We start from the raw sequence: 25,794 nt of genomic DNA on the forward strand, positions 1-25,794 counted from the left end.
TTTGAATTGAAGAGAATTTAACAAAATTGCAATTCTGATATGTGATAAATTTAAGGTAATCCGGTTAATGAGCGAAGAAATTGTTGATCATATCCGTAATAATTCGCAGGCTCCGGTCTTCTTTGTGTGTGAACACGCAAGTTCCTTTATCCCTGAATGCTTCAACGAACTCGGGCTTGTCGATCCAGCGCGTAGCAGTCACATTGCATGGGATCCAGGAGCAGAAGCGGTAACTCGTATACTGGCCGATCGATTTAATGCACCAGCTGTGATTAGTCGTATTTCACGCTTAGTCTATGATTGCAATCGCCCGCCGGATGCGATTGATGCGGTTCCGCAAAAAAGCGAAATATTTGAAGTTCCGGGAAACAAAAATCTTTCTGGCGCTCAAATCACAAATCGCGTTGAGAACTATTATTTACCGTTTAAACGTACTTTAGAAGAGGCCATCGAAGAACATCAAGTCGCTCCGATGTTGGTGACTATTCATAGTTTTACGCCAGTTTATAGGGGGCAGAAACGAGACGTTGAAATTGGCTTACTGCATGATGATGATTCTCGTGTCGTTGATGCGATGTTAAATTCCATTGCAGGCTATCAAGAGTTCAATATTAGGCGAAATGAACCATATGGACCCAGTGACGGTGTAACTCATACCATTCGATTACATGGTGTTGAAAAAGGTTTGCTCAATGTCATGATTGAAGTGCGAAATGATCTGTTGACGTGTCACAAGGATTGCACATCAATAGCTGATACTTTGGAAAGCCTTATATCAGCTGCTCTTGGTCAGCTGGCAAAAGATAAAACGACGGAAGCGGTGGTTTTATGAGTTTTGCAAGATCATATATCCGTGTTGTCGATGCTGTGAACTATCGCATTGGGCGCATTATGATGTATGGCATTTTTGTTATGATCGCCATTTTGATGTGGTCATCAATTTCCAAGACTTTTTTTCTGCCATCTCTCTGGACTCTTGAAATTGCCCAATTTGCTATGGTGACTTACTACATTCTGGGCGGGCCATATTCAATCCAGATGGGCTCTAATGTTAGAATGGATTTGTTCTACGGCGAATGGTCAACAAAGAAGAAAGCTCAAGTTGATGCGATAACGGTTTTATTCCTGATGTTGTATCTGGGTGTGTTGCTTTATGGCGGTTTGGGATCAATGGCCTATTCACTCGGCCATTATAGCGACGAGCCGATGCAATTTTTGGCCGGGCTGTTAACCGGACAGGAAGATGTTGGGCGTTTAGAGCGCTCACCGACGGCTTGGCGACCATATTTATGGCCAATCAAACTGATCATGTGCGTTGGAATTTTTCTAATGCTGCTTCAAGCCATATCAGAATTCTTAAAAGATATAATCAAGCTGCGTGAGGCAAAATCTAATGTCGTATGAGATGATTGCCCTCTTCATGTTTGCATCTATGATGTTGATGCTTTTTACCGGTCAACGCGTGTTTGGTGCAATTGGCGCTGTGGGTGCTATTGCCGCTTTAGCTCTGTGGGGGACTGGCGGTTCTGATATTGCATTCTCATCAGCCATGAAGCTCATGAAATGGTATCCGCTCCTCACTCTGCCGATGTTCATATTCATGGGATATGTTTTATCAGAATCTAAAATCGCTGATGATCTATACAAGATGTTTCATGTCTGGATGGGACCTGTTAGGGGCGGGCTAGCGATTGGCACAATTGGGTTGATGATCCTGATTTCAGCAATGAATGGATTATCGGTTGCAGGCATGGCAATTGGTGCCACGATAGCCCTGCCAGAATTACTTAAGCGCGGATATGATAAACGCATGGTCACAGGTGTCATACAGGCAGGGTCATCACTTGGTATTCTTGTGCCGCCATCTGTCGTGCTTGTTCTTTATGCTATGATCGCTCGCCAACCTGTGGGTCAGCTATGGTTAGCAGGTGTGTTCCCTGGTTTGATGATGGCCGCGATGTTTATGATCTATATTTATATTCGTTGTCGCATACAGCCAGAACTTGGTCCTGCGCTTAGCGAGGATGAACGAGATAATCTGTCTTTTGGCGAAAAAATGAAGCTCCTACGCGCGGGTTTGCTGCCGCTGTTCATTTTTGCGGTGATGATGGTTCCGTTTGTAAAAGGCTGGACTTCGTTGGTCGAAAGCTCCGCAGTGGGCGCAAGTACGGCCTTCTTAGCAGCTGTTTTAAAAGGTCGCATGAACCGAAAAGTCTTTGAGGTTTCTGTTCGTCAAACTCTAGCAATTTCATGCATGTTTATGTGGATTATTTTGGCGGCGCTTGGTTTTGGCGCGGTGTTTGATGGTCTTGGTGCCGTTAAGGCAATTGAGACATTATTCACTGACCAACTTGGATTAAATCCGTGGGTTATTTTAATCCTAATGCAGCTTTCATTCCTGGTGATGGGAACTTTCTTGGATGATACGGCGATGCTGGTAATCGTTGCCCCACTTTATGTGCCTCTGGTTCAGGCATTGGGTTTTGATCTTGTTTGGTATGGTGTGCTTTACACGATCACGACCCAGATCGCGTATATGACGCCACCATTTGGTTACAATTTATTCTTGATGCGTGCCATGGCACCACCAGAAATAACACTTAGAGATATTTATGGCTCCATTGCACCATTTGTTTTGGTTATGCTGTTCGCTTTGACTTTGGTCATCGTGTTTCCGCAAATCGCAATGTGGCTGCCAGAACAGGTTTATGGAAAATAATAAGAACTTCTAAAATGAAGCCAAACCGGTTGGGAACAACCACAACAAGGAGAAATGAAATGACGACTTCAAGACGGACCTTTATTAAGGGAGCTGCCATTGCAGCGCCAGCAGCTGCATTGGCTACGCCAGCCCTTGCGCAATCTAAGATCAAATGGCGATTACAAACTTATGCAGGCGCTGCACTTGCAGAACATGTGATAAAACCTGCGATAGACAGCTTTAACAAAATTGCTGGCGACGAGATGGAAATTGAACTGTTCTATGCAGATCAGCTCGTACCAACAGGTGAATTATTCCGTGCGATGCAAAAGGGCACTATTGATGCGGTGCAATCAGATGATGATTCAATGGCATCGCCAACGGAAGTGACAGTGTTCGGTGGTTATTTTCCATTTGGAAGCCGCTATTCGCTAGATGTTCCAGTTCTGTTTAATCAATATGGTCTGGGCGAGATTTGGGATCAGGAATATTCAGCAGTTGGTGTGAAGCACATTTCAGCTGGTGCTTGGGACCCATGTCACTTTGCTACCAAAAAACCAATTAACTCACTTGAGGATTTGAAAGGGCTGCGTGTCTTTACATTCCCAACGGCGGGTCGGTTCCTGTCCCAATTTGGCGTCATCCCCGTCACGCTACCTTGGGAAGATATTGAAACTGCCGTGCAAACTGGCGAGCTTGATGGTGTTGCATGGTCAGGTATCACCGAAGATTACACGGTCGGCTGGGCTGATGTGACGGACTACTTCCTAACCAACAATATTTCTGGTGCATGGGCTGGCTCGTTCTTTGCAAATATGGATCGTTGGAATGAGTTGCCTCCACATCTTCAAGAACTGTTTAAAGTTTGTACAGATCAGAGCCATTATTATCGTCAGTGGTGGTATTGGGGCGGTGAAGCTGATCTTCGTGTGAATGGCACAAAGATGAAGCTTACAACTATTCCAGATGAAGAATGGGCACCGGTAGAGGCTGCTGCTGTTAAATTCTGGGATGAAATTGCTGCAGAATCTGAAACAAAAGCAAAAGTGGTTGAAATCTTCCGCAAATATAATTCGGATATGCAAAAAGCTGGCCGTCCTTATAGATAGGCAATGTCCTAGCATAAATCAAAAGAAGAACAGCCGCTCGAAAACGGGCGTCTGTTTGCATCAAGTTTTAAAGGATTGACTGAAATGCCCGGAACCATATCATTTGACGAACTCAAAAAATTGGCAGAAGATGGTACAATTGACACCGTTCTGACTTGTCTTGTTGATATGCAGGGCCGGTTAATGGGCAAGCGTTTTCACGTATCCAATTTTTTGGAAAGCGCCTATAAAGAAACCCATTGCTGTAACTATCTATTGGCAACAGATTTGGAAATGGCAACGCCGGATGGTTATGCCTCCACCAGTTGGGAAACTGGTTATGGCGACTATGTCATGAAGCCTGATCTATCATCCATTCGCATTGTTCCATGGTTGGAAGGTACAGCACTTGTGCTGTGTGATGTTCTTGATCATCATACACATGAGGAAATTCCGCATTCACCTCGCGCTGTTTTAAAACGTCAGGTTGAACGACTTTCTGCACTGGGTTTTGAGGCTAAAACTGCAACCGAACTTGAGTTCTTTTTGTTTGAAAAGAGCTTCGATGATATTCGTAAATCGGGATTTAAAGATCTTGAGCCGATCAGCGGATATAATGAGGATTATCATATTCTGCAAACCACGAAGGAAGAGGGCATTATGCGCCCGTTGCGTAATCATCTGGTTGCTGCTGGTATTCCTGTAGAAAACACCAAAGGTGAGGCGGAGGCAGGCCAAGAGGAATTAAACATTCGATATGGGCTTGCAATGGAGTGTGCTGAATATCATACGATAGCAAAACACGCTGTCAAAGAGATCGCCTGGCAGCAGGGTAGGGCAGCCACCTTCTTGCCAAAATGGCACCATGATAAAGTTGGTTCATCTTCTCATATACATCAATCTTTATGGACAAAGGATGGTGAAAGTGCGTTTTTTGACAAAGATAAAAAATACGGAATGTCTGACATCATGCGCCACTATGTTGCTGGACTTTTAACCTACGCAAGCGATGCAACATACTTTTTAGCTCCCTATATTAACTCCTATAAACGTTTTGCGCCTGGCACTTTTGCGCCGACAAAGATCACCTGGTCTGTCGATAACAGAACTTCTGCCTTTCGTCTTTGCGGTGAGGGGACATTAGGAGTTCGGATTGAATGTCGTATTGGTGGTTCGGATTTAAACCCTTATCTTGCGATAGCTGCGCAACTTGCTGCGGGCATAAAGGGTATTGAAGACAAACTCGAACTTGCGCCGCCAAGCGATGGTGATGTGTATAAAAGTGAAAAACTGGAAGATATCCCGACCTCATTACGGGCGGCGGCTGAAACGTTGCGGAATTCCAAAATGTTGCGTGAAGCGATGGGTGATGATGTTATTGATCACTATGTTCGTGCGGCCACTTGGGAGCAAGAAGAATTTGATAGAGTTGTAACTGATTATGAAGTTGCACGTGGTTTTGAAAGGTCCTAACCAACAGTGTCTAAACTACTAAAATGTATATCCCCGATTGATGGGTCCATCTATGCGGAGCGTCCAGTTCTAAACGCATCAGAGGCTTCGCATGCCGTTGCCGTTGCAAAACGAGCGCAAATTGATTGGGCAAAACGCCCGTTACAGGAACGTGTAGATCTCGTGATGGCTGGCGTTGCCGCTATTGGTAAGATGAATGATGAAATCGTAACCGAGCTTGCATGGCAAATGGGACGCCCGGTTCGATATGGTGGAGAGTTTGGCGGCTTTAACGAGCGCGCAAGCTATATGGCTGATATCGCCCATGATGCTCTTGCTGATGTATCAATTTCCAATGACGATAATTTTGCGCGTTACATTAAGAGAGTTCCGCATGGTTTAGTGCTTGTTGTTGCGCCGTGGAATTATCCATATATGACCGCCATAAATACCGTTGCTCCGGCGCTCATTGCGGGCAATGCTGTTTTACTAAAGCATGCAACGCAAACTCTATTGGTGGGTGAGCGCATGGCGAAAGCCTTTCTGGGAGCGGGGCTGCCGCAAGGATTATTTCAAAATGTATTCCTTGATCATCAAACAACAAGTGATCTCATCGCTGCTAAAAATTTTGGTTTTGTAAATTTCACTGGATCTGTCGGTGGTGGCAAAGCTATGGAGCAAGCAGCTGCGGGCACATTTACAGGGCTTGGGTTGGAACTTGGTGGTAAGGACCCGGGCTATGTCATGGAAGATGCTGATCTTGATGCGGCCGTTGAGACGCTGATCGATGGTGCCATGTTTAATTCAGGCCAATGCTGTTGTGGAATTGAGCGTATCTATGTGGCTGAAAGCCTGTTCGATCGTTTCGTAGAAAAAGCTGTTTCGATCGTATCGAATTATAAGCTTGGCAATCCGCTCGAGGCTGAAACTACAATTGGGCCTATGGCACACAAGCGGTTTGCAGATGAAGTACGTGCGCAAATAGATGAAGCGATTTCTGCTGGCGCCAAAGCTCATATCGATAGGTTCGCCGAGGATGATGGTGGTGCTTATCTTTCTCCGCAAATCCTGACCAATGTGAGCCATGACATGCGCGTAATGCGTGATGAGTCATTCGGTCCCGTTGTTGGAATTATGTCGGTTCGTGACGATGATGAAGCTATAAAATTGATGAACGATAGTGATTTCGGTTTGACTGCATCTTTGTGGACAAAGGATGTTGATCGCGCGCAGCGTATCGGTGATCAAATCGAAACTGGTACTATTTTCATGAACAGATGTGATTACCTCGATCCGGCTCTATGTTGGACTGGTTGCAAGGATACCGGACGCGGCGGCGGCCTTTCAATTATCGGTTATCATAATCTAACACGCCCAAAATCATACCACCTTAAGAAAGCTAATTAAATGCAACTCGTTGGAAACTGGTCATACCCTACAGCAATGAAATTTGGCGTTGGTCGAATTTCGGAAATTGCAGATGCTTGTATTCAATCTGGAATGAAGAAGCCACTTCTTGTTACGGATCGCGGATTAGCAAGTATGGATATCACAAAACGTACACTTGATATTCTTGAGGCAAACGGCCTGGGACGGGGGATGTTCTCCGAGGTTGATCCCAATCCGACGGATAACAATGCCGAAGAAGGTGTCCGTATCTATCGTGATGGTGGTTACGATGGCGTGGTCGCATTTGGTGGCGGATCTGGCCTGGATTTAGCTAAAGTTATAGCGCTCATGGCAGGTCAGACACGACCATTATGGGATTTTGAAGATGTGGATGATTGGTGGACGCGAGCCGATGCCGATGCAATTGCTCCAATTGTTGCCGTCCCTACAACAGCTGGTACCGGTTCTGAAGTAGGACGCGCCAGCATCATCACAAAATCTGATAGCCAAGAGAAGAAAATTATCTTTCACCCCAAATTGCTTCCAACTGTTGTGATTTGTGATCCGGAACTTACCGTTGGAATGCCCCAGTTTTTGACTGCTGGAACCGGGCTTGACGCGTTTGCCCATTGCGTGGAGGCTTATTCTAGCCCCCATTACCATCCAATGAGCCAGGGGATAGCGCTTGAAGGAATGCGTCTGGTTAAAGAATATCTACCACGTGCTTATGCTGATGGTACAGACATTGAGGCGCGTGCGCATATGATGTCTGCGGCGGCGATGGGAGCCACAGCCTTTCAAAAGGGTTTGGGTGCTATCCATGCACTAAGTCATCCAATTGGCGCGATCTACCATACACATCATGGCACAACCAATGCAGTTTGCATGCCTGCTGTTTTGCAGTTTAATAAAGGTGCTATCGAAGAACGTTTTAATTCGGCTGCGGCATATCTAGATATTGAAGGCGGGTTTAGTGGTTTCTGCACCTATGTGGATGATCTCAATGCTTCAATGAAAATTCCGAAAACTCTGTCTGAACTTGGAATTGAAAATCCAGATATGGATCGGCTCGTAAAAGGTGCTTTGGCTGACCCAAGTACCGGCGGAAATCCGATCGAAATGAACGAGCAGAATACGCGTAAACTTCTTGAAGAGCTTGTTTGATTAAGCTGTGGTTAACCTTCTAGAGACGCTTCACTTGAGGGCATGGGTTATTATCGTTCTATAGTTCATGCTTCCAAGGAGGATTTGCACCTGCTCGAGAAACAGTAATGCTTGCGACCCTGTTGGCTAGGTGGACTGCTTTTTCTAGATCGTCTTGCCCAATGGATACAAGCTTGTCTTTACGGAGAAGGTTTTCACGTTTAAGCCCTGATAATAAGCCAGCATTAAATGTGTCACCAGCACCGACGGTATCAACTATTGTAGTTTTGATTGCGGGTGAATTGAAATGATAGTTCTTCGTGTAGACGTCTGCGCCATCGCCTCCGCGTGTAATGATCACAATTGAGGCGGAGACAGAAAGCCATTGATCTATTTGAGACCTTTCATTTGAAGTTTCCGCAATCCATGCCAAGTCTTCATCGGAGACTTTTATGATGTCGGAAGCTTCTGCCATGCGTTTTATTCGCGCCCGATGTTTCTCAGCATCCTTTATGAAGCTTATTCGGATATTGGGATCGAGAGAAATGACGTGGGAGGGAGCTTGTTTGAGTAATAATGTTTCGTAAGTAGAACCACATGGTTCGGGGATCAAACTGATGGCTCCGAAATGAAGCGCCTCAACATCAGCACTTATTGTCGGTAAGTCTTGTTGGGAGATGTTGCGCCCTGCGCTTTGTTCATCAAAGAAAGAATATTTGGCATTTCCGTCTGTCAGCTTAACAAATGCAAGTGTGGTAGGCTGGTCATTTCGTATACAATAGCTTTCGGAAACATGGGATGCGTTTAAAGCCTCGACAAGCTGTGTGCCAAACATGTCTGTCGATATTCCGGAGATGAAACCGACGTCTTCGCCCAAACGACCAAGAGCGATGGCTGTATTGAATATGGCACCACCCGGGACAGGAAGGAATACATCCTCGCCAGAGGTTAACTTTCTTGGAAGCATGTCAATTAATGCCTCTCCGCAACAGACGATCATTATTCTATCCTGATAGTTAGTTTAAAGTTTCGACCCGCCTTTGCAATCAAACAGATAGATGTTCTAAAACTTGATCTCGAAATAAGAAGTTCATTTTTCTCTTCAAGCAGATAAAAACATATACCTCTAAATGTTGTGTCGGTTCAAGTGAGTGTTATCGTGTTGCAATAATAGGTTATGTAATTTGCAGTATTCGTCTAAGTTTGAATATTTGATGCGCTTAATTTTTTCTCTCGGAACCATATTAAAAGACCAGCTATGATGATGATGAACGCACCAGTAATCGTCCACATGTCGGGGACTTCGTCAAATACAAAGAAGCTCCAAGTTGTTACATACAAAATGAACACATACCCAAATGGCATGAGCAGATTAGGTGGGGCGTGCGCTATAGCTTTTGTGAAGAATTGATGCCCGGCCCATGCAAATACGCCCAAACTAAACATAACTAACCACTCGAAGTTGGATACAGGTGTTTGCCAATCTAGAATTGCAAATGGTAGGATCGCAATTGTTCCAATAAGCCCGGTCCAAAATTGCATCGTATTTGCCGGAACGGTACCGGATAATTTGCGTGTTATGATTGAGTAGAGCGCATAAGCAAATGCTCCGCTCAAAGATACAAGCACGGCCCAGTGAAAACTTTCGTCAAAAGGTCTGATAGCTATTAATATTCCGATGAAACCCAAACCAATTGCCATCCATCGGAATTTTCCTACTCGTTCCCTAAGGAGAGGCCAAGACAACGCGCAGATGATAATTGGTGAGGAAAACAGAATTGTTGATGTAAGAGATAGTGATAGATAGCGAATTGCAAAGAAGTTCGCGATGGTTGCAAACATAATGCAAAGCGCTCGCAAAATGACTAGAAATTGTTTTTCGCATCTTATGACATTCCAATCGAAACCTTCTTTAGCGAAGAGCCCCAACGAAATTGCAAAATGTCCTACATATCGCATGAATGCGATCTGCAATGCAGACATCCCTAAGATGGCAAGCCATTTTGCTCCGGTGTCAACAAAGGAAAAGAGAAAATTTGCGATCAGGATCATTATGATGCCGACGAGTGGCCCACCTGCAGCAAATTTTTTCGAAATATTGTTCATTTATGCCAATCGCTTTTTGATATCCAAGGGACTGGTTACATCTGCATTACTGAAATGCGAAGTGTCGGCGGAACGCTTTATCCATTCGACGAGACGGAGCGCTTCTAAACCGTCACGACCGCTGCAGATTGGTTTTTTTGCTGTGCCGCGTATTAACTCCACAAAGTGTGATAGCTGGTCATAAAGTGGATCTACTTGGCTCACTTGCTGAGTTTGTGATTTAAGCTTACGGGACCAGTCTCCAATTCCGTTTTCGCTATCTGTCCAAATGTTTAGGTTTGGAAAATCGAAAGCCCCCTCAGTACAGCCAATTCTCCATGAGGAAATACCAGTTTCGGCAATGTTTGGGTTTTCACCACACGCGCCCTCAAAACTCCAAGGGGTAAGCGCAGTATCGCTCAAAACAACCGTCGCAATTACACCTGTTTCAAACGTCAATATAATTGCAGCCGTATCTTCTACACTTTGTTTGCGCTGCCTATTTGATGTTGTGGCCTGAACATTAATAACTTTACCAAATATATAGAGGAGCAGATCTGCCTCATGGATAAAGTTTATTAAAAGTGGACCGCCGTCTGATTTGGTTCGCCAAACTCCTTGTTTGAAGTAAGAATCTGGTTTCCGTACCGCCCAAATTATGGACGCTAAAATAGGTCGCCCAAGTTTATTTTTTTCTATGATGTCCTTAGCTCGCGTTGAAAAATGATGATATCGACGGTGATGACCGATTAACAATGGAATGTTCTGATTTTCAAATGCTACAGCTAATTTCTCCGCATTTTCAACGGTGTCTGCAATTGGTTTTTCAATTAGGCAAGGCAAACCCATTTCAAGGCATTGGAGGCCTGACTTTAGATGGTCTGAATTAGGGGTTGCTATGACAACTGCATCGCAAATGTTGGGTGCAATGTCTGTCAGAGAATTGAAATGCCCACAATTCAATTCAGCGGCTAATGTGCTTTTTTTGGGGTCTGGATCAATAATAGCTGCGAGCTCCACATCTGGATGCACCTCAGCAAGTCGCGCATGGCGCTCCCCAATTAATCCCGCACCCATGATCGCAATTCGGACGGCCTGCGTTTTATTGATTACATTATGCACAATAGGGACTATCAGAATTCCAGCGATGCTGAGGGATATGGTCGGCGTGTGCTAGTTTGTGACGTGTATCTTCCCACATTTTTTTCCAAACCTTCCAGTCCTTTAATTCTGTTTTTGGATTGTTTTTTGAACGTGCAACAAAACTAGGGAATTGGCTACGCCCGGTTGGCTGTCCTGTTACATTATATCGAAGATCAAACGACCACCTATATCCATCGCTGTTATTTGCCAATGAAGAATGTGGTGTAAGAGGGTGAAAAATCACAGCTCCACCAGCCTTAACAGGCGTAGGTGTTGTTTTGCCGGAAGGTATAAATTTATCTGCAATTCCAACTTGCGTTTTTGAGCAATGCGGCAGCATCTGGTCATAATTTCCAGCTGCAACTTGAAGACATCCATTCTCAATTGTTGCGTCTGTAATTGCGAGCCAAACGGTTACAAACTCTGTTTTATCTGCTTCCTGCAACGTAACCCCCATATCTTGGTGCCAATCTGTAGCGATCACGTGTGCTCGGTTTTCAGAATTTGACACCGATTGTTGTGGTGGTTTGATCCGCACATGTTGTATTGGGTTAGATGTAATTTCGGGGCCTATAAGCTTTTCAACCATATCAAGAATATTTTTGTGCGTAGCCATGGCAAACACTGCTGGGCCAATATGTATGGGCGTTTTGTCGGTGATATTGGAATGAGGCAGGCTGATATCAAATGGTTGATACCAGTCAAATCCTCCTTGATAGGCACAATCAAGTTTTTCCCAGAAACTCAAATTATCTGGTGTTTTTTTAAGCTTTCCTTCGCGCCACCATGTTTCATATAGTTCATCCATCAACTCGCTATATTCCTGATGAATCGCACGGAGCGTTTTTTGATCCAATAGATCCTCGACAACAAGGTAGCCTTGATTTTTAAATGTTTCGACCTGACTTTCGTTAATCATCGAGCGAGTCCTTATATTAGAGCAATAACGTAACAATCGATGGCCATATGAGGAGGACCATCAATGCCAATAATTGAACACCGATAAATGGTAAGAAACCTCTGAAAATGTCTGTTAGTGAAATATGCGATGGTGCAACTGATTTCAGATAGAAAGCCGCTGGTCCAAATGGCGGCGACAAGAAGCTAACCTGCATATTCATGCAGAACAGAACACCAAACCAAATTGATACATGTTGAGGCGAAAGTTGGCCGATAAAGCCAATCTCATCAATTGGTAATTTCTTCACGATAGGTAGGAAAACAGGAATGATGAGCAAGACAATTCCGACCCAATCCATGAAAGCACCCATGAACAGTAGAATGACCATCATTGTCAGGATGACCACCATTGTCGGCATTTCCGCGCCAACAATTAATTGTGCGATATAGGCCGGCCCACCTGCAAGCGTGTATGCGCCTGCCAAAGCTGCCGCACCCACTGTAACCCAAATAATTGTGCCGGTTGAACGTAGGGTGCGCATAAGGCTGACCCATACGAGTTCGACGGATGCTTCACCCCGTAATGCAGCAATGCCAAAGACAGCCAAAGCACCCATGCCTGCGGCCTCTGTGATGCCTGTTATGCCGCCATAAATTGAGCCGAGTACAATGCCGATAACAGTAAGTGGCGGAACTAAACCTTTGCCATGTTTCCAACCACTTTTTGTTTTTTCAATTCCGACAACAAAGAATATGAACGCCAATGCTATCATCAGTATACCGATCATATATGGCGCCTGATCTAGCATGCCTAAGGCTGGTGGTTCGAAATTCTCACCGGTGGGAACATTACGTTCGGTTAGGGTGAGGAAGGCTACCCGGGCCAGCAGTAGAGTCGTTGCACTGGCAACCAGAATGGATAGGAACCCACAGAACATAACAGCCTTCTCGCTGCCTTCTGGATCTCCTTCTTTAGGTTCAGGTAATGGTGCTTGTGAAGGATCAAGTTGTGTACGGATGATAATGTATAGGATAATGAAGCTTGCAAGCATGAAGCCCGGTAAAAAAGCGCCAGTGAATAGTGCCTTAATAGATGTTTCGGTTATCAAACCGTAAATGATCAAAACAATTGAGGGTGGAATCATGGTGCCAAGTGAGCCGGAAGCGCAGATTGTACCGATCGCCAAATTTTGATTGTAGCCAAGGCGCAGCATCTGCGGCAGTGCGATCAGGCCAAGTAATACCACTTCGCCACCAATAATACCTGACATAGCGGCCATCAAAACTGCCATAAGCGATGTCACAATAGCGATGCCGCCGCGCATACGCGACATCCAGAAATCCAGACTATCATACATTTGTTTCGCAACGCCTGAACGTTCCAACAAGGCTGCCATGAATATAAATAAGGGGACTGATATGAGTACATATTCTGTCATCAAGTCATAGATTTTTTGAGTTAGAATATAGAGCGCACCTGTTCCCGGACGTCCCGTCAGCATGCCCTCACCAAAACTAAGAGGATCGACGAGAATATTTGGCTCAAATTTCATGATCATTACAAGCGCTGCAAGGACCGCAGATGCAAATCCAAGCGGCATGCCGATACCCAGCAGAAAGACTAGTCCGATAACCAATACTATTGATATAGTTCCTATATCCATTAACTTGCCCCTACGCTTTTTTTGATCGCTTCAAGTTCTTCTTCGTCGATAACATCTTTTTCGATAATCTCTGATGGATCTCGGTTCCAATCGGCTATCAAGTTAAGCAGCGCTTGCAAAGAAATGAGGCAAACAGTGATCAAGATCATTGGTTGAATTGTCGCTGGAATGGGTGGGTCAAACGCGGTTCCAAACGTCTGCCAGCGATAAAATTTGATGATGAAGACTTGATTGTAACTTCCAAAAACCAGACAGGCAGCAAAGAACCAAAGCAGTGTAACTGATATGGTGTCGCATACATGTTGAGCCCATCTGGGCATGATGTCATAGATGATAAAAATACGTATGTGGCTGCGCTGTTGCATGGCATAAATACCCGACAGCATAAAGACAAAGCCTGCAATCCAAAGAGTCAGCTCGTTGGCCCAAAGGGTTGGAGCCTCAATCGCATAACGTAGTAAAACCTCGTATAGCATGATCAATGTCATGGAAATGATCAAGATCATGGTGATGCGGCCAATGAACATTGCGAATTTATCGGCGCGACTATATTGTTGAAATTCCATTGTCGCTAGCATTAAAGATCGCATACCAAGATAGAAAAATACTGGAACGAGTAGAAGCGCAATCCAATCTATAATATCTGTTAATCCGCCGAAGAGGCCAGATAGGCCGGGTGAAACGTCTTTGCGCTGATGCAGTTCTGTCATCTGTGCAACCATGCTTTCATTATCATGGGGTACAAAATCAAGAATGTATGCAGGCCCGTGCCATATGACCCAACCAGCACAAAAAATGAATGCAAATGGGTATATCCACTCCTTTAGACCACCAGTTTTCTCGTCCAATTTAGCCCCTCCCATCAATGAATCTTATAATGGCGAATGAAATCTCGATCAGGTTCCACTCCTAACCCGTCTCCAACGGGCGCTACCACGCGTCCACCATTCTGTTTTACCTGTGATTGAATATCAAGTGGCGTTGTGAGTAACTCATCACGGAACTTGTTATCTGTTGTGTCAAATTCAAGCATTGGTTCCCAAGGGTGCAATCCACCCGGTAAATCCGGCATTGCCATCAGGAGATGCATATTTGTGGCAACTGCGATTGCCGAACCCCACACATGATTAACTACGGGTGTGAAATGCGCATGACATAGGGCTAGTACTCGTAGATATTCGGAAATTCCGCCCAATGCGCAGACCTCCGGTTGGGCAATGTCCAGTCCTCTTGCCTCTAGAAGGCCGCGCCAACCCCATCGGTTAAATTCAGCTTCCCCGCCAGAAATATTAACTTTCAAGCCTTGTCGAAGTTCACGATAACCGTCCAAATCCTCAGGTGCAATTGGTTCTTCAAACCAATAAGCACCTAATTCATCCAGCGCTCTGCCAACGTAGAAGGCGTCGCTTGTCGTGTAGCAATGGTTTGCATCAGCCATAAAACGAAAATCATCCCCGACACTGTATCGGACGGTTTCTGCCAGGCGAATGTCATCCTTCGGACCCATGCCAATTTTCATCTTGGTAGCTGAAAAGCCCATGTCCTTAATTGCGACAGCCTCGTCCGCAAACCGAGAGATGAGTTGCTCTATGGGCTCTGGGCGCAGCATCATTCCGTAACCATATACGGAAATATCCTTTCTGTGCGCGCCGCCAATGAGCTTGTATAGTGGAAGTTTTGCAACCTTGCCTGCGATGTCCCACAAGGCTATATCTACACCAGATAGTGATTGCATCGGCATGCCTTTTTGCCCATGATCGCGCATGAGATTATAAACTTTATGCCAGATGACGTCTCTATCTATCGGATCATCACCCAAGATCATGGGTTGAATGACATTCTCAACAATGGATTTATTGGCGATTGCAATGTTTCCTGGCCCAAAACATTCTCCCCAACCCGTGATGCCATCATCAGTTTCTACTTCAACCAAATGCGCACTTCGCTTCGCATAATATTGTTGCGAATATCCAAGTTGCTCCGGCATGTCATATTGGAGAATATGACTGGTTACTTTGATGATTTTCATAGTTGGGGTGCCCATATAAAATTGGCGACAGTGTTTTACAACTGCCGCCAACCTAATTTAGTTTGGCTGTTATTTCATTGCGCCAAGGTCTTTAAGGAAAGAAACGTGACTATCCAAAAGCTCTTTTGCTTCTGGTGTTGTCGCAAATTCTGTCCAAGCTTCTTGAACGGCACCACGATAAACTGCCATGTCGGAATCAGACCAAGTATTTAGTTTCACACCCTTTGCGGCCAGTTCTTTTGCTGTTTGAGCGTTTTGAACTTCGTTGATTGTTGAGTTTTTCAGGCCAAGTGCCTGCATACCAACTTTCAAAATTGCCTTATGGTGTGCTGGCATTGCATCCCAGATGTCCTTGCGACAAGCCAGGTGATCAGCAGGCATTGAGTGGAAACCTGGATAGTTTGTGTTATTCGCAATATCATACAAGCCAAGACCGACATTGTTCGTCAAGTTGGCTGCATCGGCGCCATCGATGATACCAGTTTCAAGAGCTGTAAAGATTTCGTTGAAATCCATCACAATTGGCGAAGCACCAAGCTTTGTGAAAATGTTGGTAATTACACCTGGAGGTGAACGGAATTTCCAGCCCTTAAGGTCCGCAACGCCTGTAAATGGTTTTGTTGAAGATAGCGATTCAGGACCTGGAATCCACCAGCCAACGAATTCCATATTATTGGCATTGTAGAGTTTGTTTAGCGCATCATAACCTCCGCCGTGAAGAAGCCAGGCATATTGCTGATATGGGTTTTGGTAACCACCGGTTAAATCGCCAGCGAACTGAAATGCCGGGTTTTTACCAGTTTGATAAGCGCCACCTGTCATGTCGCAATCGAGGATACCGGTTGCAGCGGCATCAAATGTCTCAGCTGCTTTAACAACGGCACCTGAATAGAACATTTCTATTTCAATTTCGCCGTTGGACATTGCCTTAACGTCTTCAATAAATTCTCCGGCCATTTTGCCAGATAGTGTTTCAGTTGAAAAGTGCGTTTGAATGCGAAGCTTTGTTTGTTCCGCAGCTGCACTACCAGCCATAAATGCCAATGCAGTTGCACCTGCAAGCAATGTTTGTGTTAGTATTTTAAGCATAAGGTTCCTCCCAGTTTTGCTTTAGTCATTTTATTGGCAGCTAAATTGCCGCCACATTGTTGGTCTTTGTAATGACCTTAAATTCCAAAGTTTTTCATGTGTCTTTAGAATGTTTGTAATGTACAGGTTCCTCCGAACTGAACATTTTATATATTCAATTAATGAGTTCGTTTAAAATTGAACTGTTAAGCAACCCTCCGGATGTTCGCGGAGAGTAGATCTTCTTTTTCCAGCTTCTCCCAATTAAACGTCACGCCGGTTCCATGTGTGTCTGGTGCAATGGCAAGGCAGTTTTCGATGACCAGCGGACGCTCAGTATAATGTTCAATCGGGAATGCATGCACTTCCAACCACCCAGCATCTGGAATGCCCGACAGAAGGCTGACATGAAGTTCTTGCATGCCATGGCTACAGACAGGCACACCAAAGGATTTTGCCAAATTGGCGGCTTGCATGAAACCGGTTATTCCGCCGCAATTTGAAGCATCAAGCTGAATGTAGCTCAGTTTTGATTGGTTTAGTGCATAACCAAATTCATGAATTGTGTGTAGATTTTCACCCATCGCCAGAGGAACTCCGGTCATCGTAGCGATCTGTGCATAACCTGCATAATTATCGGGAATGATAGGCTCCTCAAACCATTTTATATCATAGTCAGAAAAAGCATTTGCTGCTTCGATCGCCTGATCGACATCCATTGAATAATTTGCATCGACCATGAAGGCTAAATCAGGTCCGATAAGCTTTCGTATTGCTTCTACGCGATCAATGTCTATCTTCAGTTCTGGCTGCCCGACTTTAATTTTTACGCCGTTGAAACCACGTTCAAGATAATTCTCAACGCTACTTGAGAGCTTCGGTAGTGAAAATGCCAAATCAATGCCACCACAATATGCTTTGCAACTGGAATTTGCGTTTCCGACCATTTGTTTAAGGGATTTGCCGAGTTCTTTACCTTTAAGATCCCATAAGGCTATATCAACTGCTGAGATTGCAAATGACGCGATGCCACCTCTGGCTACATAATGGACATGCCAAAGCATCGCTTCGTAGAGCTCTTCAATTGGTTCGGCATCTTTTCCAATTAAAAACGGTGCTAGGTCATGCTCAATCATTGCACTGATCGCAAAACCGCCTTTACCACCCGTGTATGTATATCCTGTGCCCTTTCGTCCGTCATCGAGTTGTATTGTTGTGGTGATGAGTTCGAAATGGGTGTGATTTCCATGCTTAGCGTCGACCAGCACTTCTGCTAGCGGAATGTGAAATAACCTAACACATATAGAGGTTATTTTTGCCAAACCAACTTCCCTTAATAATAATAATCTTATTTGGTAGAACCAAACTTGGGTGCAGGAAATCGGGAAAGTCTGTTTGAGTCAAGTTGTTTTTAATAGTTTTTCAAACGATTTCTTCGAATTTATTTATTATGTTATTGAAAATAAATAATAAAAATTTTCGTCATTGACGATTCATGTCAATTAGTTTCATATCTTATAAATTTTTTTATATTTACAATTTCATTTTGGTTGTGCCAAAGTTGATCTGAATATGAAGTCGGGCGAGTGTTATGCGAAGAGCATCAGATGATCTAGTAGCTGAGATAGAGGGACGAATTGCCTCCGGACAATTTGAGAATAATAGACCTTTGCCAGCGGAAAGAGATCTGATGGAAGAATTTAACATGAGTAGAACTGTTGTGCGTGAGGCAATTTCAACATTAGCAAATCGTGGCCTTATAGAATCGAGACCTCGATATCGACCGATCGTTAAGAAACCTGATTATGGCACGGTTCTTACTGCAACCGGAAAGATCATTACACATCTTTTAGATGAACCTGGTGGCGTTGCAAACTTATATAAAAGCCGGGAATTTGTGGAGAGAGGATTAGTTCGTCACGCGGCGCTTCATGCTACAAAAGATGATATTGCCAATTTAAAAGCTGCGCTTAATGCTAATCAGGCAGCAATTAATGATACACCGACTTTTTTTGAAACTGATATGCAGTTTCACGGGGTTTTATATCAGATTATGGATAATCCGATATTTTCGACAATTCACAAAGGTTATATTTCATGGTTGGCACCGAACTGGGGCAGAATGAAAAGACCTGCTGATCATAATCAAGTTAACTATGACGCACATAGAAAGATTTATGAAGCTATTTTAGAGCGCGACCCCACTCAGGCAGAGAATGCTTTAAGTGAGCATCTTTCTGTGGCATGGGTTCTTGTTAAAGATACGTTGGAGGCCAGACAGGCTAACGACTGATTTCGGGCAGCGGGTGTCTTCCGGACCCGCCCGACACTCCGGTGGAGTGCTTGAAACCCGCACAATGGTTGAGGCGAAAGCCTTTGTTTATTGTGTCCAAAACGGGAGCATAGAAGAGTTATGAAAAAAATTGGTGTCATAGGCATGGGCGACATGGGGTCGGGCATTGCCAAAAATCTTATTAGTAATGGGTATGAGACTTGGGGTTTTGATCTGAAACCAGAACGAATGCAAGCCTTCTCAAAAATGGGTGGTTATGCTGCATCGGATGTTTCTGAAGTGGGGTCCAATGCAGATGTAATTTTTGTCATGGTTATGACCGGTGCCCAGGCGAAATCTGTTATTTATGGCAAAGATGGATTCATTCATAAGATGAATGGTCAAGGTGCCATTATTTTAACTGCAACAATCAAGCCTAAGGAAGCGCGCGAGATTGGTGAAGCGATAGAACATCTAGGTGTTAAGTTGATAGATAGTCCTGTATCCGGTGGCTTTCCGGGCGCACAAGGCGGAACACTTACGATGATGGCAGCAGCACCCAATGATGTTCTTGATGAATTTGCGCCTGTTATGGAAGCGGTATCCGCCAATATTCACCGCGTGGGGTCACGGGCCGGAGATGGGCAAACGGTTAAAGCGTGTCTTCAATCGCTCATAGGGGCTCAATTTTCTGCCACGTTTGAAGCCGCAGCTCTCGCTGCGAAGGCCGGCGTTCCTGGGCAAGTTATTCTTGATGTATTCTCAACGTCATCCGCCGGCTGCGGTGTGGTAAATAATGCGCTTGAAAAAATTATCGACCGGCAATTTGAAGGTACAGGCAGTCACATCAATACAATGCACAAAGACCTGACAATATCAATGAATTTGGGTGAAGAGCTGGGTGTTCCATTGCACACGGCTGCGGCGGCAATGCAGATATTTCATGCGGGGAAATCGAAATTTCCAGACGGTGATAATTGGATCTGTACGAAAGTAATTGAAGATATTGTTGGTGCTGAACTACATCGTATGGAGGCCAGATCAAAATGAAACTAGGAGTGATTTGTGACGGCATCAGCCGTGATCTTAAGCATGCTATCGATGTGATGGATGAATTTGACCTTGAATATGCAGAACTTCAATTTGTCGACGATAAGGAAGTTGGCGGTCATACCGTGGATGAAATCCGCGATATTGATTTGTTGTTACGTGACCGCGGTAAGCCTGTTTCTTGTCTTTCGCGACATATTTTTGCAGGTATGACATCGGCGAATAAGCCGGGTGATGATTTGCACACTAAACATATGGACGCCCTCAAACGAGTTATTGAAATGGCTCATATAGTAGACTCGCCTCTTGTTCGAATAATGACACAAAAGAAGGAACAAATCCTTTGGGGCAAGAACGGAGCAGAAAGGTGGAACGTCGCCCTTGGGGCTTGGGATAGTATGCCGCCTCTAATTGCGCCTGCAGTGGAGCTTGCCAAACGGGAAGGTGTTGTCCTCGCCGTTGAGACCGGCAATGGGACAATGGTGAATTCCAACTATACGGCACGTAAATTGATCGACGACCTTGATGCAAAAGACACGTTAAAGGTTCTTTGGGATCCGGCAAATAATTGCTGGTGTCATGAATTAGCTTATCCAGATGGATATAATGAAGTTAGTAATGGTTATCTAGGTCATGTCCACATCAAGGATGTTCAGGTTGATACACCGCGTGCAACATTGGAAGTTCGCAAAATGGGCGAGGGGCAATTGGCAAACCATTTTCAACCAATTGCAGAGGCTCTTCGGCGTGATCAGTATGATGGTGTTGTTTCATTCGAAAGTGTTTACCATCCCGGCAATGGTGACTTTGAAGCTGGTTTCAGGCAGTGCATCGCTGAGTTTAAACGGATCTTTGGATAGGCTTTTAAACTTCTGTCTTTAAACAGCAGCGATGTTGATATGACATCTGCGTTCTAAATTGTAGAGAGATCTGGAACAAGCTACAGGTCTTTCTATGTGCCGCGTTCAGATTTTCATAAAGATTACTTTGATTGTTTTTCCCTGTCCAAGAGAACAGGCCTGATAAACGAGCTTTGCATCGAATAAGTCCAAAATGTCTTTCACAATGGAAAGTCCAAAGCCATTGGAGTTTCTCTTTCTCTCGTTTTTAACTTGCATTGCCGCGGTTTTTTCAAAACTAGGCATTTCAAACTGAGGACCATCGTCAGAGATTTCTAGTGCTATATGCTTTTCAGATCTTGTCACAGAGACGTCGATTTGCACATTGGCTCCTCCATGCTTCATTGCATTGTCTATAAGGTTGCGCACGACTTCCTGAATGAGCGTTTTATCGCCGATGATTTGAAGATCATCCTTGCCTGTATATCCTAGGTCGACATCAAGTCTGTTGCTATTTGAGAGTTGTAAAACCGTGTCTTCGCATACTTTTTTGGTGATGGATGTCAGGTTGCAAGTTTGACTTTGCATTTCTCTTTTTGAGGAGGCATCGATACGAGCCAGAAGAAGCATCTGAGACATAAGGCGCTCGGCGTCTCCAACTGCAATTTGAGCATCTGCTATTGCTTTCTTTCGAGCGTCGGGGTTTTCTTCGCGAGAAGCAATTTCCAGATGAGTTTTTATGATTGCTAATGGTGTGCGGAACTGATGGCTTGCATTGGACGTAAAGTTCTTTAAGGCTCTAATAGAGTTTGCAAACCTTGCAACAAGATCATTAATCGTGACAACTAACCCAGATACTTCTTTTGGCACTTTATGTTCAATAGGACGGATATCTTCTGGGCTTCTACGTTCTACGGCTGCTTCTAGTTTAAGCAGAGGTATCAGGGATCGCGTTACTGCAAACCAGACGAGAATAGCTGCTGCAAAAATGAGCGCCGACACTCGAATGGCGGAACTTATTAGCAAGTCCTCCGCAATCGCATTTCGCGCATTTGTGGTTTCCGCCACGGCTACAGTAAAACCTAGAGATTTTGTGTTAGAAGATGCTGCTGCTTTATAGGTCGCTATTCGTATTGCTACATCGCGAAATCGCCCGTCAGTGAAGGTTATCTCATCCGCAGATCTGTTGTCTAGGTCTGGGATATTGAGGTTTCGATAACCTGTGATGAATTCACCTGAACCGTTTTCTACTTTATAAAATACACGATCATCCTCTGATGACGTTAGCATTTGAAGTGCGACGTAGGGGATGTCAACTTCCAGATCACCATTTTCATTGACAAAAACGCGCTCTGCAATTGCGAGTGCTGACCCAGAAAGAACGCGATCTGAAACTTTGTCTGCAGTGGTTCTTGCCTCCCGATAGCCATCAAGTAGTGCAACAAACCCAATTATAATAAGTGGCCCAAGCAACCATAACAACAATCTTGTGCGAATTGAGTAGGTCCGATTTTCGGTGTCGGGACTTATGTTGGGCCTGTTCAATTTAACTCTCTCAAATGATAGCCCAAACCTCGTGCTGCATGAATGGTCACACCGTGAGGTGTAAGTTTTTTGCGTACGCGGCTGACATATTGTTCAATCGCATTTTCACTGACATCTTCTTCGAAATTTGTGATGCTCTCGAGTAGTTGCGATTTGGATAGCAAACGACCGCTTGCCATCATGAGCGCCTGCAGGACCATGATCTCCCTCGGTGTCATCTCTATCGGTTCAGATCCGGACAATACGACATTGGATCGGACATCCAGATTGATTGCGCCAAACTCTAAAAGAGATGTTTTCTCCATTGATACCCGGCGAAGAAGAGCCCGCACGCGCGCTTGCAATTCGTCGATTTCAAAGGGCTTTGTCATATAATCATCCGCCCCTAAATCCAGTCCCGAGATTCGGTCATCGAGCGCGCCTCTGGCCGTTAGAATTAGAACAGGTGTGGATTTTCGATTGCTGCGAATTTCCTTTAGAACGTCCAGACCATCCATATCGGGTAGGCCAAGATCCAGGATAACTAAATCATAATCCTGCACGAGGATTGAAGAAATGGCATATTCGCCATTGTTCGCTTGATCTATTGCATAAGTTTTCCCAAGGAGTTTCATAATCCCCAAGCCGAGCTCTTCATTGTCTTCAATTAGTAAAATTCGCATTCAATCTCGCTTCAAAAACAATGAAAGATATTTTTCACCTTGTCATTGGTAAGAACTCATGCACATTAAACCTATGCGTAAGATCCTAATATTTCTATTTTCATGTTTTTTCTCAATTCATGCCCATGATATTGCTCACGGTCAATCGATTTTTCCAGCAAAAAGTGATCAAAATAGTTCGATCTTGACCATTTATTCATCGCTAGAAGAGGTTTTGGCTGAGCCTCTAATCGCTGTTTTCCAAGAACAAAATCCAGACATAGAAATTCAATATTACGACCTTCAAACATTAGATATTTATGAACGAGTAATACAAGAAAGTGATGGCGGTCAAAACACAGCTGACCTTGTAATTTCCTCAGCTATGGATTTGCAGGTCAAGCTAGTCAACGACGGGTATGTTCTTGCTATTCGCCCAACGGACCCACAATGGCCAAGTTGGGCTAAATGGCAAGATAGTGCCTTTGGATTAACGTTTGAGCCATCTGTTATTGTTTATAACAAAACAAAATTTAAGACGTTAAAACCGCCCGCCAATCGGTCGGAGCTTGCATCGCTTTTGAAGGACCAAGATTCTGATTTGTTTGGCCAAATAGGCACCTATGACATTGAGCGGTCAGGTCTTGGCTTCTTGTTTTTAGCAAGAGATATCGAGCATGACAGGGATATATGGTCACTTGTAAATGCCATGGGCGCATCTGGTGTTAAACTGTATCCAAGTTCTGCTTCTATACTCGAGCGCGTATCTGATGGTAAACTGTCTTTGGGATACAATATTTTAGGCTCCTATGCCCAGTCGTGGGCAGCTACCAATTCTGATTTGGGAATAATTTTGCCAGAAGATTTTACCGTTGTGATGACGCGCATAGCACTCGTACCAAAGGCAGCTGAAAATCCAGAGTTAAGTGCGCAATTTTTGCGTTTTCTTATGTCTGAAAAAGGCCAGAGAATAATGGCGGAGGATCTGGAGCTAGCAGCAGTTCATCCAGCCATAAAGGGGGATAATACCGCATCGGCTTTTAGAGAAAAGTTTGGTACAAGATTAAGGCCGATCTCCATTGGACCTGGTTTGGTTGCTTATCTTGACCAAGTAAAACGAGCCCGGTTTTTTGAACGCTGGAACAGGGCGCTTCGCGGAGAATAGATGTACATTGGCTCATTGTCAGCTAAATGTCAGCTTCCTTTGTTCTACTCTGCGAACAGGACACACGTTCTGATAAGTTTTCGTGGAGGAAAATATGTTAAATACACTTAAAATAGCACTTGCTGCAAGTGCCGTTGCGTTTGGCGCAATGGGAGTTGCTCAAGCTGATGGTCATAAAAAAGTCGACACTATCAAATTCTTGATCCCAGGCGGTGCTGGTGGTGGTTGGGATGGTACAGCTCGCGGAACTGGCGAAGCTTTGACAAAATCTGGCCTTGTTGGCAATGCAACATATGAAAATATGTCTGGCGGCGGCGGCGGTAAAGCAATTGCTCACATTATTGAAACCAATGATCAAGACACATTGATGGTAAATTCGACACCGATCGTCATTCGTTCTTTGACAAAAGTGTTCCCGCAGTCTTTTCGTGATCTAACGCCAATCGCCGGTACAATTGGTGATTATGGTGCGATGGTTGTGAATAAGGATTCTACTTTGAATTCTTTTGGTGATCTCGTTGCAGCCTATAATGCTGATTCAACAAATGTTGCTGTTGGTGGCGGTTCTGTTGCAGGTGGTATGGATCACTTGATTGCGGCTCTCGTTATGAAAAATGCTGGTGCTGATGCGACGAAAGTCAAATACATTCCATATGATGCTGGCGGTAAAGCTATGGCTGGCCTTCTTTCAGGCGAGATCAAAGCTCTTGCGACTGGTTTTGGTGAGGCTATTGAATTGGCACGCCAAGGTGAAGTTAAAATCCTTTGCGTAACATCAGAAGCACGCGTTGCTGCAATGGATACTGTTCCAACATGTGATGAAGCAGGTTCAAAAGGAACTAGCTTTGTGAACTGGCGTGGTTTCTTTGGGGCTCCCGGTCTTTCAGATGAGAAAAAGGCCGAATATATAGCTGCGTTGAAAGAAATGTATTCAACAGACGATTGGGCAGCTGTTCGCGACCGTAATGGCTGGGTTGATATCTTCAACGCGGATGCTGACTTTGTGAATTTCTTGGAAGGTCAAGAAGAGCAAATTGGTGGTCTCATGAAGGAACTTGGCTTCCTCTAGGACGTCAATAACCTAAGTAAACAATTGTCGGGTCAGATGATTGATCCGGCAATTTGCCTATTTTATATGAACATGTTCTGGGAGGATGTGATGTTCTTTACAAAAGACCGCATAGGCGGCATGCTACTTTTGGCATTTTGCATCTTCTACTTTTTGAAAATTGGCGACATTCGCTTACTTCCCTTTCAAGCGGGGCAAGCTTTTACGCCGCGTACAATACCGCAGGCATTGGCCTATTTAGGTATGGCACTGTCCGTCGCGATCATCGTGTTCCCGTCCAATACTGAGCGTTTTACTCTTAAGAATTTGAACTGGCCGTTGGGGCTAGCATTTCTTATCTTGATGTCAATCTACGGCTTAACTGTTCGCCCATTGGGTTTTCTTCTGTCAACATCGTTATTTCTAATGATTGGTTTTACAATGTTGGGTGAACGTAACGTGCTTAAGTTAGTTCTTGTGGCTGTTCCGCTCGTTATCAGTTTTTGGGTTTTGATGAATTACGGGCTGAGCGTATTTATCGAACCATTTCCATTCTTTTTAAGAGGTTAAGG

24 protein-coding genes are annotated in these 25,794 nt (G+C 44.5%); 13 read left to right on the forward strand and 11 right to left on the reverse strand.

Annotated elements, in window-relative coordinates; all coding sequences use genetic code 11:
• Window positions 1-67 precede the first annotated feature (67 nt).
• From AB2J24_RS00615 to AB2J24_RS00645, 7 genes are all read left to right on the forward strand, one after another.
• Entirely contained in the window at window positions 68-832 is a 765-nt protein-coding gene (locus tag AB2J24_RS00615) for an N-formylglutamate amidohydrolase (RefSeq protein WP_367384061.1), read from the forward strand.
• On the forward strand, window positions 829-1,404 hold the full coding sequence (locus AB2J24_RS00620; RefSeq protein ID WP_367384062.1) for a TRAP transporter small permease subunit: 576 nt from the start codon (window positions 829-831) through the stop codon (window positions 1,402-1,404). Before AB2J24_RS00615 ends, AB2J24_RS00620 begins: the two co-directional genes overlap by 4 nt.
• Window positions 1,394-2,719 (forward strand): TRAP transporter large permease, encoded by a 1,326-nt coding sequence (locus AB2J24_RS00625; protein WP_162652796.1) that lies wholly within the window; start codon window positions 1,394-1,396, stop codon window positions 2,717-2,719. The genes AB2J24_RS00620 and AB2J24_RS00625 overlap by 11 nt, the downstream gene beginning before the upstream one ends.
• A 59-nt stretch (window positions 2,720-2,778) precedes the next feature.
• Entirely contained in the window at window positions 2,779-3,810 is a 1,032-nt protein-coding gene (locus tag AB2J24_RS00630) for a TRAP transporter substrate-binding protein (protein WP_162652795.1), read from the forward strand.
• An 84-nt stretch (window positions 3,811-3,894) separates the two neighbouring features.
• Complete coding sequence (locus AB2J24_RS00635) at window positions 3,895-5,262, forward strand: glutamine synthetase family protein (protein ID WP_367384063.1); 1,368 nt, start codon at window positions 3,895-3,897, stop codon at window positions 5,260-5,262.
• Between the two features lie 6 nt (window positions 5,263-5,268).
• Window positions 5,269-6,648, forward strand: coding sequence for an aldehyde dehydrogenase family protein (locus tag AB2J24_RS00640; protein ID WP_367384064.1), 1,380 nt, complete (start codon window positions 5,269-5,271; stop codon window positions 6,646-6,648).
• Window positions 6,649-7,794 (forward strand): iron-containing alcohol dehydrogenase, encoded by a 1,146-nt coding sequence (locus AB2J24_RS00645; RefSeq protein ID WP_367384065.1) that lies wholly within the window; start codon window positions 6,649-6,651, stop codon window positions 7,792-7,794.
• A 58-nt stretch (window positions 7,795-7,852) separates the two neighbouring features.
• On the opposite strand, the gene AB2J24_RS00650 is transcribed toward AB2J24_RS00645, so the two are convergent.
• From AB2J24_RS00650 to AB2J24_RS00690, 9 genes are all read right to left on the reverse strand, one after another.
• A complete protein-coding gene (locus tag AB2J24_RS00650; protein ID WP_367384066.1) occupies window positions 7,853-8,773 on the reverse strand; it encodes a carbohydrate kinase family protein in 921 nt (306 codons plus the stop codon).
• Window positions 8,774-8,970: 197 nt separating this feature from the next.
• Entirely contained in the window at window positions 8,971-9,879 is a 909-nt protein-coding gene (locus AB2J24_RS00655) for a DMT family transporter (RefSeq protein WP_162652790.1), read from the reverse strand.
• Window positions 9,880-10,980, reverse strand: coding sequence for a Gfo/Idh/MocA family protein (locus AB2J24_RS00660; protein WP_367384067.1), 1,101 nt, complete (start codon window positions 10,978-10,980; stop codon window positions 9,880-9,882).
• On the reverse strand, window positions 10,973-11,920 hold the full coding sequence (locus AB2J24_RS00665) for a phytanoyl-CoA dioxygenase family protein (protein ID WP_367384068.1): 948 nt from the start codon (window positions 11,918-11,920) through the stop codon (window positions 10,973-10,975). The genes AB2J24_RS00660 and AB2J24_RS00665 overlap by 8 nt, the downstream gene beginning before the upstream one ends.
• 16 nt (window positions 11,921-11,936) lie before the next feature.
• Complete coding sequence (locus AB2J24_RS00670) at window positions 11,937-13,565, reverse strand: TRAP transporter large permease (RefSeq protein ID WP_162652787.1); 1,629 nt, start codon at window positions 13,563-13,565, stop codon at window positions 11,937-11,939.
• Complete coding sequence (locus tag AB2J24_RS00675; protein ID WP_162652786.1) at window positions 13,565-14,413, reverse strand: TRAP transporter small permease subunit; 849 nt, start codon at window positions 14,411-14,413, stop codon at window positions 13,565-13,567. Before AB2J24_RS00675 ends, AB2J24_RS00670 begins: the two co-directional genes overlap by 1 nt.
• A 14-nt stretch (window positions 14,414-14,427) precedes the next feature.
• A complete protein-coding gene (locus AB2J24_RS00680; RefSeq protein ID WP_367384069.1) occupies window positions 14,428-15,594 on the reverse strand; it encodes a mandelate racemase/muconate lactonizing enzyme family protein in 1,167 nt (388 codons plus the stop codon).
• A gap of 69 nt (window positions 15,595-15,663) precedes the next feature.
• Window positions 15,664-16,683: a TRAP transporter substrate-binding protein gene (locus tag AB2J24_RS00685; RefSeq protein WP_162652784.1), complete on the reverse strand. Its 1,020-nt coding sequence runs from the start codon at window positions 16,681-16,683 to the stop codon at window positions 15,664-15,666.
• 185 nt (window positions 16,684-16,868) lie between these two features.
• Window positions 16,869-17,984 carry a mandelate racemase/muconate lactonizing enzyme family protein gene (locus tag AB2J24_RS00690; protein ID WP_367384070.1) on the reverse strand — a complete coding sequence of 372 codons (1,116 nt, stop codon included), beginning with the start codon at window positions 17,982-17,984 and terminating at the stop codon, window positions 16,869-16,871.
• A 269-nt stretch (window positions 17,985-18,253) separates the two neighbouring features.
• Between AB2J24_RS00690 and AB2J24_RS00695 the strand changes: the two genes are divergently transcribed.
• The 3 genes from AB2J24_RS00695 (at window position 18,254) to AB2J24_RS00705 (ending at window position 20,844) form a co-directional block, all read left to right on the forward strand.
• A complete protein-coding gene (locus AB2J24_RS00695) occupies window positions 18,254-18,955 on the forward strand; it encodes an FCD domain-containing protein (RefSeq protein WP_162652782.1) in 702 nt (233 codons plus the stop codon).
• A gap of 120 nt (window positions 18,956-19,075) precedes the next feature.
• Complete coding sequence (locus tag AB2J24_RS00700; protein WP_162652781.1) at window positions 19,076-19,984, forward strand: NAD(P)-dependent oxidoreductase; 909 nt, start codon at window positions 19,076-19,078, stop codon at window positions 19,982-19,984.
• Window positions 19,981-20,844, forward strand: coding sequence for a sugar phosphate isomerase/epimerase family protein (locus AB2J24_RS00705; protein ID WP_367384071.1), 864 nt, complete (start codon window positions 19,981-19,983; stop codon window positions 20,842-20,844). Before AB2J24_RS00700 ends, AB2J24_RS00705 begins: the two co-directional genes overlap by 4 nt.
• A gap of 105 nt (window positions 20,845-20,949) precedes the next feature.
• Here AB2J24_RS00705 and AB2J24_RS00710 read toward each other — a convergent pair whose 3' ends face one another.
• Together AB2J24_RS00710 and AB2J24_RS00715 are read right to left on the reverse strand one after the other, a co-directional pair.
• Window positions 20,950-22,368 carry a sensor histidine kinase gene (locus AB2J24_RS00710; protein ID WP_367384072.1) on the reverse strand — a complete coding sequence of 473 codons (1,419 nt, stop codon included), beginning with the start codon at window positions 22,366-22,368 and terminating at the stop codon, window positions 20,950-20,952.
• The gene (locus tag AB2J24_RS00715) at window positions 22,365-23,030 is read right to left on the reverse strand and encodes a response regulator transcription factor (protein WP_367384073.1); all 666 of its coding nucleotides are present in this window, start codon (window positions 23,028-23,030) and stop codon (window positions 22,365-22,367) included. Before AB2J24_RS00715 ends, AB2J24_RS00710 begins: the two co-directional genes overlap by 4 nt.
• 73 nt (window positions 23,031-23,103) lie before the next feature.
• Between AB2J24_RS00715 and AB2J24_RS00720 the strand changes: the two genes are divergently transcribed.
• The 3 genes from AB2J24_RS00720 (at window position 23,104) to AB2J24_RS00730 (ending at window position 25,792) form a co-directional block, all read left to right on the forward strand.
• Window positions 23,104-24,174 carry an ABC transporter substrate-binding protein gene (locus tag AB2J24_RS00720; RefSeq protein ID WP_367384494.1) on the forward strand — a complete coding sequence of 357 codons (1,071 nt, stop codon included), beginning with the start codon at window positions 23,104-23,106 and terminating at the stop codon, window positions 24,172-24,174.
• 94 nt (window positions 24,175-24,268) lie between these two features.
• The gene (locus AB2J24_RS00725; RefSeq protein WP_367384074.1) at window positions 24,269-25,243 is read left to right on the forward strand and encodes a tripartite tricarboxylate transporter substrate binding protein; all 975 of its coding nucleotides are present in this window, start codon (window positions 24,269-24,271) and stop codon (window positions 25,241-25,243) included.
• 90 nt (window positions 25,244-25,333) lie between these two features.
• Window positions 25,334-25,792, forward strand: coding sequence for a tripartite tricarboxylate transporter TctB family protein (locus AB2J24_RS00730; RefSeq protein WP_367384075.1), 459 nt, complete (start codon window positions 25,334-25,336; stop codon window positions 25,790-25,792).
• Window positions 25,793-25,794 lie beyond the last annotated feature (2 nt).

The sequence above is a fragment of the Lentilitoribacter sp. EG35 genome (assembly GCF_040784015.1).
GTDB lineage: Bacteria > Pseudomonadota > Alphaproteobacteria > Rhizobiales > Rhizobiaceae > Lentilitoribacter.